The following is a 15,054-nucleotide window of genomic DNA, read 5'->3' as shown; positions in this document are numbered from 1 at the left end:
GAGAGACAGGGAGTTCGAGGCTCGCGGCTGTTCAGATCCGAGCGCACGACGGCGTGCGAACGGACGTGTGGTCAGACCTGGACGCCGGTGTGCGAGAGCCGGCCGCCCACCGCCGACCCGAACGGACGCGCTCTGCGGGTCCGGGCTTCCCTGTCAGTCGTCGGCAGCGATACCGTCGGCTGTGGGTGACTCGGAACAGTCGACGATGCTGATCGCCCCCCCGCTCTCGACGCAGACCTCGCGGCCCGCGTACGGGAACGTGATTTCGACGTCGCCCGGTCCCGCGACGAGCGCGTTCAACGCGTCCGGATCGATCGATTCGTACAGCGGCGGCAGCTCCAGCGGATCCGTGTCGGTAGCGCTGGCTACGTGTTCGACGATCTGTTCGGACACTGTCGTCTCCATCATACACAGTCTGAGTAATGACACCGTATAAATATTAGTCAGACACCTGTACGACTATATACACTTTCGTGGAGATACGGGCACGTATTCGTCGATAGTAGTGCCGCTTCGCGCCGTGCGCTCGGCTCCGAGCGCTCCGACGTCACGAACGGGGCCGTGATTTCGGCACCGTCACCGCAATTGATTCGAATGAACTCCCTCCTGCCCGTCCGGACTAGGGCGTCGACGTCTCGATCCGGTTACAGATCGGCGCCTTCGAACGCCCAGTAGCCGACTGCCGCGGGGAGGGCGATCCACGCGAGCAGGATCAAAAAGAGGAACCACCCCGAGTAGTAGAACGGAAGCGACCCCTCGAGAACGGGAGCCAGCACCGTCCGCTCGCCGAACGTGGTGCTGACGAGACGGGCCTGCGCCGGGCCGTAGTACGCCTGCGCAGCGAGGGTCTCGTAGGTCTTCAACGGGTTCAGGTACTTGAGAAAGACGCCGAGCTTGACGCGCGTGAGTTCCGCGACCCCGCCGCCACCGAGCTGTTGGGCCGCGTAGTTCAGGAGCTTCGGAATTCCTTCGGAGACCGATCCCCAGAGGATCGCGAAAACCAGATACAGCCCCATCGTCGCGAGCGTCGCCTCGCGGTTCGAGTCCGCGAGCGCGGAGATACTGAGACCGACGGAGACGAACGCGACGCCCAGGAGCGCCGTCAGCAGAATCTGCTGGGAGAACGATCCGAGTTCGAGCCGCGTACCGGTCGCCAGGAGGACGACGAAGGTCGCGAAGAAGCCGACCAGCAGGGCGACGACGACGACGCCCGAGCGGCCCAGGAGTTTTCCGAGGACGGCGTCGAGCCGCGAGTTCGGCAGCGACAGGAGCAGTTTGATCGACCCCGATTCGCGCTCCTCGGTGATCGATCCGTACGACGTCGAGAGCGCCATAAACCCGAGGACGAGCGCGAGCAGCCCGGGGAACGAGAAACTGAACACGCCCAGATTGGCGAAGAATCCGAACAGGTTCGACACCTGACGGCTCTCGGGACCCAGGAGGACGCCGAAAAAGAGCCCCGCGGTCCCGGCGAGGAACAGCACGAAGAACAGTGTCGAGCCGTGGAGCCACCGCGAGCGGATCGCGTCGCGGAACTCCTTGCGGGCGACGGCCCGCCAGCTCATCGTGCCACCTCCGTGTCTTCGACCGAAGAGTCCGGTTCCGCGCCGTCGGCCTCGTCCTCCCCGGCGTCGACTCCCACGTCGACGTCGTCTTCGGTGTACGCGAGGAAGAGATCCTCGAGAGAGGCCTCTTCAGTCGTGAAGTCGGTGACAGTGATCCCGTGCTCCTCCAGTTCCGTGACGACGGTCGTCTTGGCGTCGCTGTCGCAGGTCACTCGGAGGGCGTCGTCGCCGTCGCGGTCGACGCTCTGTACGCCCGCGAGGCTCCGGATCTCCGCGATGACCTCGTCGTCGACTCGGTCATCGACGGCGACGCGGAGGGTCGCGTCGGCGTCGGTCGCCTCGCGCAGCCCCTCGATGGAGTCGACCGCGACGAGTTCGCCGGCGCGGAGGATGCCGACGCGGTCGCAGACGGCCTCGACCTGTTCGAGGATGTGGCTGGAGAAGAAGACCGTCGTACCGCGCTCGGCCTCCGAGAGCACGATTTCGCGCATCTCCTTCGCGCCGGCGGGGTCCAGCCCCGACGAGGGCTCGTCGAGGATCAAGAGATCCGGATCGCCGACGAGCGCCATCGCCAGCGCGAGGCGCTGTCGCATCCCCTTCGAGTAGCCGCCGGCCTTCCTGTCGGCCGCGTCGGCGAGACCGACCCGCTCTAAAACGGCGTCGGGGTCGGCGTCGACCTCTTTCGAGTCGATGGCGAACTCCACGTGCGCGCGGCCAGTCAGCCGATCGTACACGTCGAAGCCCTCCGGAAGGACGCCCGTTCGCTCCCGGACGGCGACGCTCTCCTCGCGGGCGTCGTGGCCCAAGACTCGCACGGTGCCCGCCGTCGGCCGGACGAAGTCGAGGAGGACGTTGATCGTCGTTGACTTCCCGGCGCCGTTGGGGCCGAGAAAGCCGAAGACCTCTCCCTCCTCGACGGTCAACGAGAGATTCGAGACGGCGGTGACGTCCTCGAACCGCTTCGTCACCCCGTCGAGTTCGATAGCGGTCATAGGCGACGGTTGTCAGGTCCGTTCATAAAGCGTTTGGTGCCGTACTCAGCGTTGAGACTCAGTGGGCCGCGATTATCTCCGTTTCGATCCGCCTACACTTCGTCGTCCGGGCCGTACCGTTCGCGCACGCGCTCGACTTCCGTCGCGTACCGCTCTCGCACCGCATCCTCGTCGACTGGTTCGAGATCTCCCCGATCCACGTCGACCGCGGCGGTCGTCCCTGAGCCACGCTGTCGCATAATCGTCGTCGAGAGCTGTTTCCGGCGGACGTGCGCGCCGTCCGGCGTCGCGTACACCATATCGACGAGTCCGCGGTCGGTGTACGTCCGCTCGACGAGCCAGCAGCGGACGGTGTCGGCGGTGCGACTCGCGGGGTCGTCGGTGCGGTCCTCGGGATCGGTGGACCGGTCTCCCTGATCGTCGGCAGCGTCCTCGTCGGTCATACCCTCACGTCTTCGGTCGACGCGTTTGTAGCTGCCGCCCCGAATCGGGGGACGGACCACCGCGCGCGCTGTCGCGTCACGCTCAAGCCGCTCGGCCCGCTACGTGGAACCGATGCAGCGCAGCGAACTTCGCGAGCGCGCCGCGGAGTTACCCACCGGCCCCGGCGTCTACCAGTTTCTCGACGGCGACGACGTCCTCTACGTCGGCAAGGCGGTGGACGTCCGCGATCGGGTCCGCTCGTACGCCGATCCGCGCGGCGAACGGATCCGGCAGATGGTCGAGCGCGCCCGCTCGATCGACGTCGCCGTCACCGACACCGAGACGCAGGCGCTGCTGCTCGAAGCGAACCTGATCAAGCGGCATCAGCCGCGGTACAACGTCCGGTTGAAGGACGACAAGTCCTATCCGCTCGTGCAACTCACGGACCATCCGGTCCCGCGGATCGAGGCCACCCGCGACCCGGATCCGGGCGCGACCGTCTTCGGTCCGTTCACCGACAAGGGCCGCGTCGACACCGTGGTGAAGGCGCTCCGGGAGACGTACGGCCTGCGGGGCTGTTCGGACCACAAGTACGCGAACCGCGAACGGCCCTGTCTCGATTACGAGATGGGGCTGTGCACCGCGCCCTGTACCGGCGAGATCGACGCCGACGCGTATCGCGACGACGTCGAGTCGGTCGTCCGATTCTTCGAGGGCGAGACGGGCGTCCTGGCCGATCCGCTTCGTCGGGAGATGGAGACGGCCGCGGAGTCCGAACAGTTCGAGCGCGCCGCGAACCTCCGCGACCGCCTCGACGCCGTCGAGTCGTTTCACGGGGAAGGCGAGGAGGCCGTCTCCGCGCAGTCCGACGAACGCGCGGTCGACGTTCTCGGCGTCGCGGTCGAGGGCGACGGCGCGACGGTGGCGCGGCTGCACAGCGAACGCGGACAGCTCGTCGACCGTTCGCGCCACCGCCTCGACGCGCCCGACGGCGGCGAGCGCTCGGCCGCGGTGCTCACGGCGTTTCTCACGCAGTACTACGCCGAGCGCGACCTCCCGGACGCGATCCTCTGTTCGGAGCGCCCCGACGACAAGGACGTCCTCGCGTGGCTGAACGCCGAGGGCGTCGACGTCCGCGTGCCCGGTGCCGGTCGAGAGTCGAAACTCGTCGACCTCGCGCTCAAGAACGCCCGGAGCGGACCCGGCCGAGGCGACGGACTGAGCGCGCTCGCGGAGGCGCTCGGACTGTCATCGATCACGCGAATCGAGGGCTTCGACGTGAGTCACGCCGGCGGCACGGCCGTTGTCGGGAGCGACGTCTGCTTCGTCGACGGGTCGGCGGAGAAATCCGACTACCGCCGGAAGCGACTCGCCGACGGCAACGACGACTACGCGCGGATGCGCGAGCTCGTCCGCTGGCGGGCCGAGCGCGCGGTCGCGGGCCGCGACGACAGGCCGGACCCCGACCTGCTGCTGATCGACGGCGGCGAGGGGCAACTCGGCGCCGCGCGGGACGCGCTCGCGGAGACTGGCTGGAGCGTCCCCGCCGTCGCGCTCGCGAAGGAGCGGGAACTCGTGATCACGCCCGACGGCGTTCACGACTGGGACAGCGACGAGCCGGCGCTGCACGTCCTCCAGCGCGTCCGCGACGAGGCGCACCGGTTCGCCGTCCAGTACCACCAGACCCTTCGCGACGACGTGCGAACGGTCCTGGAAGACGTGCCGGGCGTCGGCGAACAGACTCGACGTGCGCTCCTCCGACGGTTCGGGAGCGTCGAGAACGTCCGCGACGCGTCGACAGCGGACCTGACAGACGTGCCGGGCGTCGGCGAGGGAACGGCGCGGACGCTTCAGGAACGACTGTGACGGCGGCGTCGAGCACGGATGACACGCTGACCGGCGGTTCGGACGCGCACGAGTGGCTGACTGTCGGCACGACTACTGCCACAACTCCCCGCGTCGTCGTGCCGAACGACCGCGTTCGACGCGGGGGCAACTGTTACGTTATGCGGCGTCTGGCCCCTCGATCGTATATAAACGTACGCGAGGAAGCGGTCGCCGTGCGGCAGTCGGTCCGAATTCTCGTCCACCGCGAGCCGAATCCTTAATGGTAGATACTCCCCCACGGCGTACTATGGACGACATTTTCGTCGCACGCGTGATGTCCTCGCCCGTGCACACCGTCTCGCCCGACACGCTGGTCGAGGACGCCGCACAGAAGATGCTGGACGAGGAGATCGGATCGGTCGTCGTCGTCGACGACGGCCAGCTCGTCGGCATCCTCACCAACACCGACTTCGTGAAGATCGTCGCCGAGCGGAAACCGAAGGACCGGACGCCCGTCTCGGCGTACATGTCCGACACGGCGGTGACGACGACCGCGCAGGTCCCGATCGCACAGGTCGCCGAATCGATGATCGAACACGGCATTCACCACGTCCCGGTCGTCGACGACGACGGTGCCGTCATCGGAATGGTGACCACGACCGACCTGGCGTCGTACGTCTCCCACCTCCGCACGACGACCGCCTAACCGACGGTTTCGCCCTATGTACCTGTCACCGGCGCGGACGAGGTGACGTCGCGTTTTTTCAGTTGGTCTCCTCGATAGCCGAACAGCCGCGGCGTCGCGGAGAGAACGGCAGCCTCGCCGTTGGCGGTCTGTCCGCTCAGGCGATCTTCTCGTACTGCTCGGACAGTTTCTCGGCCGCATCGTCCATCAGTTCCCGCTCGTACTCGTCGAGGTCCCACTCGACGACTTCCTCGGCGCCGTCGGAGCCGAGTTCCAGCGGGACGCCGAAGGCGGTGTCCTTGTACCCGAACTCGCCGTCGAGGGCGATCGATCCCGGAAGCACCTCGCCGGTGTCGCGGAGGATGGCCTCGACGGTGTGGGCGACGCCCGTTGCGGGCCCCCACTGCGTCGCGCCCTTCCGCTCGATGACGTCCATCGCCGACTCTTGGAGGTCGCCGAGGATCTCTTCGCGCTCGTCGCCCGAGAACTCGGGGTCCGCGCCGTCGACGCGAACCTTTGAGAAGACTGGAACCTGCGCATCGCCGTGCTCGCCGAGAATCGTCGCCTCGACGTTCTTCACCGGCGCGTCGAAGCGCTGGCTGAGCACGTAGCGGAAGCGCGCGGAGTCGAGGCGGCCGCCGAAGCCGATCACCTTGTGGCGGTCGCGGTCGCCCGACTCGTAGAGGTGCCGGTTCAGCAGGTCGACGGGGTTCGAGGTGGTGACTGAGACGAAGTCGTCGTTGTGCTCGGCGAGCGAGGAGCCGATGTCCTCCATAATCGGCGCGTTGTCGCCCGCGAGGTCGATCCGCGTCTGTCCGGGCTGACGCGGAATGCCCGCGGTGATGACGACGACGTCCGATCCGGCGGTGTCCTCGTAGCCCCCCTGGACGACCTCGGTGTTGGAGTCGTAGGCGACGCCGTGGTTCGCGTCCGCAGCCTGTCCGACCGTCTCGTCCTCCTTCTCGGGGATGTCGACGAAGACGAGTTCGTCCACGACGTCCCGGAGCGCGAGGTTGTACCCGGCGGCGGCACCGACCGTTCCGGCGGCACCGACCACGCTGACTTTCGTCATATCGAGTAGAGAAGGCGTCGGAGTTCGATTAAACGCTTCGGAAGTGTGAGCCGTCCTCGCACGAGTCAGACCGCAATTTCACGAGCACGGCGGGGTTCGACCCGCGGTCGGACGTGCTCGCTCCGCTGCGCGTGATCTCCCTGATCCGAATCCCGCACGGTGCGTTCAGATACGCCTCGCTTCACTCGTTGATCTCGCGGCGCGACGGGATCCCCGCGAGCAACGCGAGCGGGGAGTCGTCGCGCGAGTGAAATCTTCGATTTCACGAGCGCGACGGGATTCGGACCACGGTCGCTCACTCTGTTCGCTCTCTGATTCGAATCCCGCCCGGTGCGTTCAGATACGCCTCGCTTCGCTCGGCGATCTTCACGAGCGCGACGGGATTCGAACCCGCGACCATCGGATTAGAAGTCCGACGCTCTGTCCGACTGAGCTACGCGCCCTCGTGGCAGTCAAATCGGTCGCGGGTAAAAAGGAGTACGGGTTCGGCGTCGAGAGCGCCCCGGTGCGTCCGCTCCGCCGAGCGCAACGCGTAAGGTCGGGTGCCGTGAATCGACGCGTAATGAAGGTCATCGGTACCGTCGGACTGCCCGGCAGCGGCAAGGGCGAGGCCGCCGCCGTCGCCCGCGAGGCGGACGTTCCGGTCGTCACGATGGGCGACGTGATCCGGAAAGCCTGCCGCGACCGCGGCTTCGACCCCGCCGAACACCACGGCGAGATGGCGCGAACGCTGCGCGAGGAGGACGGCCCCGCGGCCATCGCCGAGCGGTCGCTCCCGCTGATCGAGTCGGAACTGGAGACGAGCGACGTCGTACTCGTCGACGGCCTACGCTCGGACGTCGAACTCGACCGCTTTCGCGCGGCGTTCGGCGAGGACTTCCTGCTCGTGAGCATCGAAGCCCCGTTCGAGACGCGCGCCGACCGCCTGCTCGAACGCGACCGCGACGACTCCGACGTCGATAGAGAGGCGCTTCGCGAGCGCGAGGAGCGCGAACTCGGCTTCGGGATGGGCGAGGTGATGGAGCGCGCGGACGTCGTCGTCGAGAACACCGACTCGCTGTCGGCGTTCCGCGGGCGCATCCGGGCGATCCTCGACGCCGACTTCGAATCGCTCGCCGACGACGAGTACGTTCGCGTCGTCGACACGAACGGCGAGGATGTCGAATCGAGAGCCGCGGCCGACCCCGGTGAGTCGCGATGATCTACCGCATCGACGCGCGGATCGTCGCGCCGGTCCGCGACACCGAGGTGACGGACCGGGTCGAAGACGCCGTGAGAAGCCTCTTTCCGAACGTCGAGTTCGAGCACCGACCGGGCGAGCTCGTGGGTGAAACGCACTCTCTGGAACGGTTCTCCGAACGCCTCCACGAGCAGGAAATCCTCGAGACTGCCCGCACGGAGTTCTTCAAACGCGCCGACGACGAGGGGTTCTCCTTCGCGCTGAAGAAGCAGGCGGCGTTCAAGGGCGTGATCAACTTCGCCGTGGGCAACCCCGACGAACTCGGCGACATCCACGTGCACGTCACCGTCAACGAACCCGACGTCGAGTCGTACATCGACCACGTCGCGCCGCCGACGGAGGACGGGCGGCCGGTCGATCCAGACGAGCGAGCGTAGCGATCAGCCGAGTTCGACGAGCGAGCGTAGCGATCAGCCGAGTTCGACGAGCGAGCGTAGCGATCAGCCGAGCTCGACGAGCGAGCGTAGTAGCCGGCCGATCCCGACGCGGGAAACGCGCGGCTCGGCGGCGACGTTCACACCGGCGCGAGGAGCAGGGCCAGCGCCGCCGCGATGAAGACGATTTTCAGCGCCGTGTTGACGAGGATCACCTTCGAACCGAACTTCGGGCCCCAGATGCCGTACTGGAAGGGAATCGAGCGTTTGAACGTCGAGACTGCGAAGGAGACGATGCCGCCCAGGAGCATCGTAGCCACGGCGGTCCGCGGGGTGAACGTCGATCCGATCATCGGCGCGATGGTCGCCGCGCCGGTGGTGGTGTCGAACGCGAACACGCCGACGACGAACAGCGACGCCGCCGGGAGGCCGAGTAGCGTCGTCAGCGGCTCGGCGATCGCCGTGGCCGACTCCAGGTCCTGCGTCCGGACCAAGAGCGTGACGAGCACGTAGACGACCGCCAGGCGCGGGACGATCCGCTTCAGTTTCGGCCAGGTCTTCTCGCCGGCGGTCCGGAGGACCTCCAGCGGCGGTTCGTCGTCGTCGATGTCGGCGGCGGTCGTGAGATCGCCGCGTTCGGCTGCCGCCCCATCGGCTGCCAGTCCGCCGTCGGTCGCGCTCTCGGAACCGGCCGAGCGGGACGTGGCGGGCGCACGAGCGCTTGAGAGCAGCACCGCGCCGCCGAGCACTCCCGCGAACGTGATCCCGAGCGCGACGGCGGCGCGCGCGCCGACGTAGAGCAGGCCGACTTCGAGGCCGAGGATCGGGATCAACACCGGCGCATAGAAGGTGAAGATGTGCTGGACGAAGCCGAAGAACGTGTTCATCGTGACGGCGACGAGCGTCTCGACGTCGTCGAGCCGGCCGGACTCCCGGAAGTCCGCGAGCATCCCGTAGCCCGCGGTCGTCGACGCCGCGGTCGTGACGATGGCGGTCCCGACTTCGTCGGGCAGGTTCGCCGGTCGGGTGAGATACTTCGAGAACGCGGCGATCTTCTCGACGAGGCCGAAGCCGACGGCGACGTTCGCGAGAAAGACCCCGACCGCGATGAAGACGGCGATGCGGGCGACTCGCGGGGCGACTTCGACGAGCACGGGCCAGACGGACTCGACGATCCCTGCGGGTTGCACGCTCGTCGCTTGGCGCGCGGCCGACTAATCGGCGTCGGTTGCGGCGTCACAGAACGTCGCGCCGACGCGGTCCCGGGTGGGTTCCGGGTTGACCCCGGTCCGGTTCCACTTCTACCTCCGGTCTCACCTCACAGGAGCACCTGCACGGTCGCGAACAGCACGACCACGCCGAGCACGTCGCACGTGTTGGTGACGACCGGGATGACGACGTCGTCGGGATCGAGGCTGAGGCGGTACGCGACGTACGTGACCGAGAGCGTCACCGCGACCGCGAGCACCGCGAGCGCGATGCCCGAGGTGAGGGCGACGGCGAGCACGGTCCCGGGGCCGAGTCGGACGCCGCTGAACACCGCCGTGAGCCCCCACGCGCCGATCCCGACGAGCGGAAAGATCGACACCGCGAGTGCGAGCGTCGCGACGGCGTTGCCGGCGAGGTGTTCGTCGGTCGGATCGAACGAGAGCGTCCCGAGGTGAAACGACGTGGAGAGCCGCGCCGCGAGGATGCTCCCGAGGTTCCCGGCCGTGCCGATCGTCACGGGAACGAGCGCGAGCAGCGTCGGATACTGCAGGAGTTGCGCCTCGAACTGACCGAGCACGAGTCCGCTGCCGACCTCGACGATCGTCAGCGCGAGAAGCACCGGAAGCATCGCGCGCGTGATCGCCCGGACGGTCCAGTCGGTCGACACTCAGACCACCCCGGCGGCGAACAGGACCAGCCTGACCGCCACGAGCAGGAAGAGCATCCCGAAGAGGTCCCCCGTCGTCGTCACGAGCGGCCCCACGAGCGTGTCGGGGTCGCGCCCGCGGCGGTAGCCGGCGAAGACGGCGGTGACGACGACGCCCGCGAGCGCGACGCCGGAGAGGAACCCCGAGAGGAGCGCGGTCGCGACGAGCACGGGGAGCGGGGCGACGGAGTCGCCGAGTACGGTGAGGATCGCGAACACCGCTACCGCCGCGAACGACGACACGAGCAGGCCGTTCGCGAGGGCCGCAGCCACCGCCGCGCGGAGGCGCTCGTCGCCGCCGCGCACTCGGGGTTCGACGAGCCCCTGGTGGAGCGCGGTCGAGATGCGCGCGCCGAGGGAGCCGTAGACGTTGCCGCGGGTCGCCAGCAGCGCCGGCACGAGGACGAGCAGTCCGGGGACTGCGCGGAGTTCGGCCCGCATCCCGCTGAGGACGACGCCCGCGAAAAGGCCGCCGACGAGGCTCGCAGCGAGCGCTGGGAGCGCCTCGCGGTAGGCCTCGCGAGCCACCTCCCGGACGGTCATACGACGCCCGACGGGCGCGGGGGTCAAAAATCGGACGTGTCGCGGCCGACATCGAACGCGTTGTGACCACCGTCGAACGCGTCGCGGCCGGTGTCGAACGTGTTGCAGCCGATGTCGAAGGCGTCGCGACCCACATCGAACGCGTCGCGGCCGGCGACCCCGATATCAGAGCGCTATCCGAACGGCCCGAGACCGCCGCCTCCGCCACCGCCGAGACCGCCCATTCCGCCGCCTCCGCCGCCCTGGTTCTGGAGCTTCTTCATCATCCGCTGCATATCGCCGTCGCCCATCCCCTGGAACTGCTGGATGGTCTGTTCCATCATCTTGTGCTGTTCGAGGAGTTCGCGGACGGTCTCCTCGTCCTTCCCGGAGCCGCGGGCGATCCGGCGGGTCCGGGACGCGCCGATCGAGCGGGGGTTCTCCAGTTCGTCGTCGGTCATCGAGTCCATAATGACGTCGAAGGCGCGCATCCGGTCCTGGGTGACGTCCATCGCGTCGTCCGGGAGCTGATCCTTGAAACCGCCGCCGAGCCCAGGGATCATATCGAGGACCTGATCGAGCGGCCCCATCCGGTTCATCGCCTCCATCTGCTTCTGCATATCTTTGAGGGTGAACGACCCCTCCATGATGTCCTCGGGGTCCCAGTCGTCCTCCTCCTCCTCGGTCTCGGCCATCGCGCGCTCGACGCGCTCCGATAGCTGTTTGAGGTCGCCCATCCCGAGCAGCCGGGAGATGAAGCCGTTGGGCTCGAAGCGTTCGATGTCCTGGACCGTCTCGCCGGTCCCCAGGAAGGCGATCGAGGAGCCGGTCTCGTTGACGGCGGTCAGCGCGCCCCCGCCCTTCGCCGTCCCGTCGAGTTTGGTGACGACGACGCCGCCGATGCCGATCGCGTCGTCGAACTCGCGGGCCTGCTCCTTCGCGCCCTGGCCGATCGCGGCGTCGAGGACGAGCAGCGAGCGGTCGGGGTCGACGACCGATTCGATCTCTTCGATCTCGGCGATCAGGTCGTCTTCGAGCGCGTGCCGGCCGGCGGTGTCGACGATGTGAACGTCGGCGTCCTCGGTAGCCTCGAGGCCGTCGCGGGCGATCGTGACCGGGTCGGACTCGTCGGGGTCGCCGTAGAAGTCCACCTCGGCGCGCTCGCACATCTGCTTGGCCTGGTCGTACGCGCCCGGGCGGAACGTGTCGGTCTGGATGACGGCCGGGCGGAGCCCCTTCTTCGAGAACCACCACGCCATCTTCGCGGCGCTCGTGGTCTTGCCCGATCCCTGGAGCCCGGCGAGGAGGATGGTCTGAGACTCCAGCGGGAGGTCCGTCGACTCGCCGACGAGGTCGACGAGTTCCTCGTAGACGATTCTGAGGACGTGATCCCGGGCGGACGTACCGGCGGGCGGTTCCTCCTCTGTCGCGCGCTCTTCGATCGACGAGGAGAGGTCCATCACGAGACCGACTTCGACGTCGGCGGAGAGCAGCGAGCGCTGGATCTCCTTGACGATCTCCTCGACGTCCTCCTCGTCGAGGCGGGACTTCCCCTGCAGCTTGTCGAGACTGCTGCGGAGGGAACTCCCGAGATTATCGAGTACCATTACCGCTCTCTACGCCACCACACGGGTAAAGGCTTTTTCTGCGACGCCGACGATCGGTCTCCCGTGTCGCTCGTCCTCGACCTCGTCTCCGTCGTTCCCGACCTCCCGACGTACCTCGCTTTCTGCGCCGCCGCCGTCGCGCTCATCCTCACGCCCGGTCCGGACACGATGTACGTCCTCGCGCGGGGGATTCAGAGCCGCGACGCCGGCGTCCGCTCGGCGTTCGGCGTGTCCACCGGCGTCCTCTTCCACACCGCGGCGGCGACGCTGGGGCTCGCCGCGCTCCTTCGCGCCGCCCCGGCCGCGTATCGGATCGTCAAGTACGCCGGCGCGGTCTACCTCGTCTACCTCGGCGTGCAGGCGATCAGGAACGACGAGTTCGGTTCGGCCGGGGACGCGGACGGGACGGCCGCGAACGCGACGGGGAGTTTCCGCCGCGGCGTCCTCGTCAACGCGCTCAACCCGAAGGTGGCGCTGTTCTTCCTCGCGTTTCTCCCCGGCTTCGCCGGCTCCGGTCCCGACGCCGCTCCGCGGATGCTGCTTCTCGGGGCGACGTACGCCGCGCTGACGGCGGTGTACCTCTCGGGCGTCGCCGTCGCGTCCGGACGGGTCGGAGACGCGCTCGCCTCGGCGACGACGACCTCGCGGCTGAGTTGGCTCGGCGGCGGCGCGATGATCACGCTGGGACTGGCGCTGGCCATCGACTGATCGCGAACGGTTTCGAGGGAAGATAATTGTTCCCAGGGCACGTACGCTCGGGATATGACAGCGACCCACTCGCCTGTCTCGTGTGACCACGCCGTCGAGGACTCGCCTCTCGACGCTAGCAGGACGCGTCGACGCTCCCGCACTTTCTCTCCGCCTCCGCTCGCTCTACGCGGGACTGAGCGGAGACGAGAACGCTCTCGCGGGGCGTCGTGACGGAGGGATCGGTATGGACGACTCCGACAGTCGATGTGACTATTGGAACCCCTCTGAGTGCACCGGAACGCCGTTCTGTCCGCCGCGATGCCCCCGGTTCGTCGACGGGGAGGAAACTCCGTTACTCGTTCGACGCTACGAGGAGCAAGAGTTCGACGCTGTCGTGCGGATGTACGAAGATCTCGATCCGACGAACCGCACGATGGGACTGCCGCCGGCGAGTCGAGAGCGGCTCGAACAGTGGCTGACCAACTTCACCGAGGACGGCTGGAACCTGGTCGCCGTCGACGACGACCGCGTCGTCGGACACGTCGGCGTCGTCCCGGCCACGGCCGAAGACCCCCAGTTCGTGATCTTCGTGCACGACGACTATCAGAACCGCGGAGTCGGCTCCGAACTGATCAGACACCTCATCGCGTCAGCCGCTGACAGAGGCCACGACGCGCTTCAACTGGACGTCGCGAAGGAGAACCGCCGCGCCATCTCCGTCTACCGGAACGTCGACTTCGAGGTCACCGAACGGAAGGGGATGGGCCTCTCGATGGAACTCTCTTTGGACGCTGCAATCGCGGAGGCGGTACAGCGGCCACCGGCAGAACGGTGACCGGCGACCGAGCGGCTACGACTCCTCGCCGACCAGCCGGTCGACCATCCGCTCGGGATCGAACCGTTCGATGTCGTCGTAGCCCTGGCCGGTTCCTAAGAAGAGGATCGGCTTGCCCGTCACGTAGGCGATCGAGATGGCCGCGCCGCCGTTGGAGTCGGCGTCGGCCTTCGTGAGAACGGCCCCGTCGATCTCGGCGGCGTCGTTGAACTTCTTCGCGCGCTCGACGGCGTCCTGGCCCGCGACGGCCTCGTCGACGAACAGCGTCATGTCGGGGTCGACGACGCGGTCGATCTTCTCCAACTGGGCCATCAGGTCGTTGGAGGTGTGGAGCCGCCCCGCGGTGTCGCCGAGGACGACGTCGACGTCGTGCGCCTCCGCGTACTCGACGGCGTCGTAGAGCACGGCCGCGGGATCGCCGCCCTGCTCGTGAGTAATGAGCTTCGTGTCGAGGTTCTCGGCGTGCTTTTGGATCTGCTCGTTCGCCCCGGCGCGGTACGTGTCGCCGTTCGCCATCACGACGGACAGCCCCTGGTTCTCGAAGTACCGCGCCATCTTCGCGATGCTCGTCGTCTTCCCGACGCCGTTGACGCCGGTGAACACGATCGTCACGGGCTTCTCGCTCTCGGCGACGCGCCCGTCGAAGTCGAACTGGCCGACGCTGATGACCTCGTAGAGCGCGTCGTGCAGCGCCGTCTCGACGAGTTCGCCCGTCGTCTCGACCTGCGCGCGCGTCTCGCCGATCATCTTCTCGCGGATCGTGTCGAGGATCTCCTCGGCGACGTTCATCTCCACGTCGCTCTCGAGCAGCGCCATCTCGAGTTCCCAGAGGGGGTCTTCGAGGTCCTCCTCCTCGATGATGATCTTGCCCGTGGCGAACGCCGCCGCGCGTTTGAGCCGGCCCGGTCCCGAGTCCTCCGCCGCGTCCTCCTGCAGGGCGGCGGCGGCCTCCTCGGACGCCAGCGACGCGGGCTCGTCGCCGTCACCGTCGCGCGTGTCGGGGCGCTCCTCGACGCCGGCTTCGTCGGGGCCGGCGTTCGCTTCCGTGCCGTCGCCCGCCTCGGCGTCGTCAGCAGCTTCTGTATCGTCGTCCGCGGCCCCTGTGTCGATCGACGGCTCGGCTTCGGACGCGGTTTCAGTCCCGTCGCTCGTCGTCTCGGAGGGCTCGTTCTCGCCGGACGGCGCCGGCTCGGAGTCGTCGAGGTCGGCGTCGGCCGCGTCCAGTTCCTTTTCCTCGGCCGTCTCCTCGACGTCCTCACGGAAGCTGTCGAGTTTCTTCTTTAGTCCGTCAAACATTGGTGTCGGCT

At 67.7% G+C, this 15,054-nt stretch carries 16 protein-coding genes and 1 tRNA gene; 6 read left to right on the top strand and 11 right to left on the bottom strand.

The features are described 5' to 3' along the window. Positions 1-153: 153 nt before the first annotated feature. The 4 genes from NO360_RS06225 to NO360_RS06210 all read right to left on the bottom strand — a co-directional run bounded on the left by NO360_RS06225 (position 154) and on the right by NO360_RS06210 (position 3,000). A complete protein-coding gene (locus tag NO360_RS06225; protein WP_256306696.1) occupies positions 154-408 on the bottom strand; it encodes a HalOD1 output domain-containing protein in 255 nt (84 codons plus the stop codon). Between the two features lie 236 nt (positions 409-644). Continuing rightward, positions 645-1,565: an ABC transporter permease gene (locus NO360_RS06220; protein ID WP_256306695.1), complete on the bottom strand. Its 921-nt coding sequence runs from the start codon at positions 1,563-1,565 to the stop codon at positions 645-647. Next, positions 1,562-2,557 (bottom strand): ABC transporter ATP-binding protein, encoded by a 996-nt coding sequence (locus NO360_RS06215; RefSeq protein ID WP_256306693.1) that lies wholly within the window; start codon positions 2,555-2,557, stop codon positions 1,562-1,564. Before NO360_RS06215 ends, NO360_RS06220 begins: the two co-directional genes overlap by 4 nt. 92 nt (positions 2,558-2,649) lie before the next feature. Continuing rightward, positions 2,650-3,000, bottom strand: a complete 351-nt coding sequence (locus tag NO360_RS06210) for a DUF7967 family protein (protein WP_256306691.1) — start codon at positions 2,998-3,000, stop codon at positions 2,650-2,652. Positions 3,001-3,112: 112 nt separating this feature from the next. On the opposite strand from NO360_RS06210, the gene NO360_RS06205 reads away from it, so the two are divergent. After that, the gene (locus NO360_RS06205) at positions 3,113-4,846 is read left to right on the top strand and encodes an excinuclease ABC subunit C (RefSeq protein ID WP_256306690.1); all 1,734 of its coding nucleotides are present in this window, start codon (positions 3,113-3,115) and stop codon (positions 4,844-4,846) included. Between the two features lie 268 nt (positions 4,847-5,114). Next, positions 5,115-5,513 (top strand): CBS domain-containing protein, encoded by a 399-nt coding sequence (locus tag NO360_RS06200; RefSeq protein ID WP_256306688.1) that lies wholly within the window; start codon positions 5,115-5,117, stop codon positions 5,511-5,513. A 136-nt stretch (positions 5,514-5,649) separates the two neighbouring features. Here the strand turns inward: NO360_RS06200 and mdh are convergent, their stop codons facing one another. Further along, entirely contained in the window at positions 5,650-6,564 is a 915-nt protein-coding gene (gene mdh / locus NO360_RS06195; RefSeq protein ID WP_256306687.1) for a malate dehydrogenase, read from the bottom strand. 369 nt (positions 6,565-6,933) lie between these two features. Then, positions 6,934-7,007: transfer RNA gene (locus tag NO360_RS06190), tRNA-Arg, on the bottom strand. 119 nt (positions 7,008-7,126) lie between these two features. Between NO360_RS06190 and NO360_RS06185 the strand changes: the two genes are divergently transcribed. Continuing rightward, positions 7,127-7,765: an AAA family ATPase gene (locus NO360_RS06185; RefSeq protein ID WP_256306686.1), complete on the top strand. Its 639-nt coding sequence runs from the start codon at positions 7,127-7,129 to the stop codon at positions 7,763-7,765. Then, positions 7,762-8,181 (top strand): RNA-binding domain-containing protein, encoded by a 420-nt coding sequence (locus NO360_RS06180; RefSeq protein WP_256306685.1) that lies wholly within the window; start codon positions 7,762-7,764, stop codon positions 8,179-8,181. The genes NO360_RS06185 and NO360_RS06180 overlap by 4 nt, the downstream gene beginning before the upstream one ends. A 137-nt stretch (positions 8,182-8,318) precedes the next feature. Here NO360_RS06180 and NO360_RS06175 read toward each other — a convergent pair whose 3' ends face one another. From NO360_RS06175 to NO360_RS06160, 4 genes are all read right to left on the bottom strand, one after another. Beyond that, positions 8,319-9,368, bottom strand: coding sequence for a nucleoside recognition protein (locus NO360_RS06175; protein ID WP_256306684.1), 1,050 nt, complete (start codon positions 9,366-9,368; stop codon positions 8,319-8,321). A 128-nt stretch (positions 9,369-9,496) separates the two neighbouring features. Continuing rightward, a complete protein-coding gene (locus NO360_RS06170) occupies positions 9,497-10,054 on the bottom strand; it encodes a magnesium transporter (RefSeq protein WP_256306683.1) in 558 nt (185 codons plus the stop codon). Next, complete coding sequence (locus NO360_RS06165; RefSeq protein WP_256306682.1) at positions 10,055-10,636, bottom strand: magnesium transporter; 582 nt, start codon at positions 10,634-10,636, stop codon at positions 10,055-10,057. A 173-nt stretch (positions 10,637-10,809) separates the two neighbouring features. Next, positions 10,810-12,222 (bottom strand): signal recognition particle protein Srp54, encoded by a 1,413-nt coding sequence (locus tag NO360_RS06160; RefSeq protein WP_256306681.1) that lies wholly within the window; start codon positions 12,220-12,222, stop codon positions 10,810-10,812. Positions 12,223-12,285: 63 nt separating this feature from the next. Here NO360_RS06160 and NO360_RS06155 point away from each other — a divergent pair, with 63 nt between their 5' ends. Continuing rightward, on the top strand, positions 12,286-12,930 hold the full coding sequence (locus NO360_RS06155; RefSeq protein ID WP_256306680.1) for a LysE family translocator: 645 nt from the start codon (positions 12,286-12,288) through the stop codon (positions 12,928-12,930). A 226-nt stretch (positions 12,931-13,156) separates the two neighbouring features. Continuing rightward, entirely contained in the window at positions 13,157-13,747 is a 591-nt protein-coding gene (locus tag NO360_RS06150) for a GNAT family N-acetyltransferase (protein ID WP_256306679.1), read from the top strand. A gap of 15 nt (positions 13,748-13,762) precedes the next feature. Here NO360_RS06150 and ftsY read toward each other — a convergent pair whose 3' ends face one another. Further along, the gene (gene ftsY, locus NO360_RS06145) at positions 13,763-15,043 is read right to left on the bottom strand and encodes a signal recognition particle-docking protein FtsY (protein WP_256306678.1); all 1,281 of its coding nucleotides are present in this window, start codon (positions 15,041-15,043) and stop codon (positions 13,763-13,765) included. Positions 15,044-15,054: the final 11 nt, after the last annotated feature.

The organism is Halobellus litoreus, assembly GCF_024464595.1.
Classification (GTDB): domain Archaea; phylum Halobacteriota; class Halobacteria; order Halobacteriales; family Haloferacaceae; genus Haloquadratum; species Haloquadratum litoreum.
The sequence above is the reverse complement of the archived record's forward strand: the minus strand, read 5'-3'. Positions and strand labels throughout refer to the sequence as shown.

Excerpts from the sequence above, each read along its gene's own strand:
- NO360_RS06200 (WP_256306688.1), top strand. The coding sequence starts at position 5,115 with ATGGACGACATTTTCGTCGCACGCGTGATGTCCTCGCCCGTGCACACC.
- mdh (WP_256306687.1), bottom strand. The coding sequence starts at position 6,564 with ATGACGAAAGTCAGCGTGGTCGGTGCCGCCGGAACGGTCGGTGCCGCC.
- NO360_RS06160 (WP_256306681.1), bottom strand. The coding sequence starts at position 12,222 with ATGGTACTCGATAATCTCGGGAGTTCCCTCCGCAGCAGTCTCGACAAG.
- NO360_RS06220 (WP_256306695.1), bottom strand. The coding sequence starts at position 1,565 with ATGAGCTGGCGGGCCGTCGCCCGCAAGGAGTTCCGCGACGCGATCCGC.
- NO360_RS06215 (WP_256306693.1), bottom strand. The coding sequence starts at position 2,557 with ATGACCGCTATCGAACTCGACGGGGTGACGAAGCGGTTCGAGGACGTC.
- NO360_RS06225 (WP_256306696.1), bottom strand. The coding sequence starts at position 408 with ATGATGGAGACGACAGTGTCCGAACAGATCGTCGAACACGTAGCCAGC.
- ftsY (WP_256306678.1), bottom strand. The coding sequence starts at position 15,043 with ATGTTTGACGGACTAAAGAAGAAACTCGACAGCTTCCGTGAGGACGTC.
- NO360_RS06150 (WP_256306679.1), top strand. The coding sequence starts at position 13,157 with ATGGACGACTCCGACAGTCGATGTGACTATTGGAACCCCTCTGAGTGC.
- NO360_RS06180 (WP_256306685.1), top strand. The coding sequence starts at position 7,762 with ATGATCTACCGCATCGACGCGCGGATCGTCGCGCCGGTCCGCGACACC.
- NO360_RS06205 (WP_256306690.1), top strand. The coding sequence starts at position 3,113 with ATGCAGCGCAGCGAACTTCGCGAGCGCGCCGCGGAGTTACCCACCGGC.
- NO360_RS06165 (WP_256306682.1), bottom strand. The coding sequence starts at position 10,636 with ATGACCGTCCGGGAGGTGGCTCGCGAGGCCTACCGCGAGGCGCTCCCA.
- NO360_RS06210 (WP_256306691.1), bottom strand. The coding sequence starts at position 3,000 with ATGACCGACGAGGACGCTGCCGACGATCAGGGAGACCGGTCCACCGAT.
- NO360_RS06185 (WP_256306686.1), top strand. The coding sequence starts at position 7,127 with ATGAAGGTCATCGGTACCGTCGGACTGCCCGGCAGCGGCAAGGGCGAG.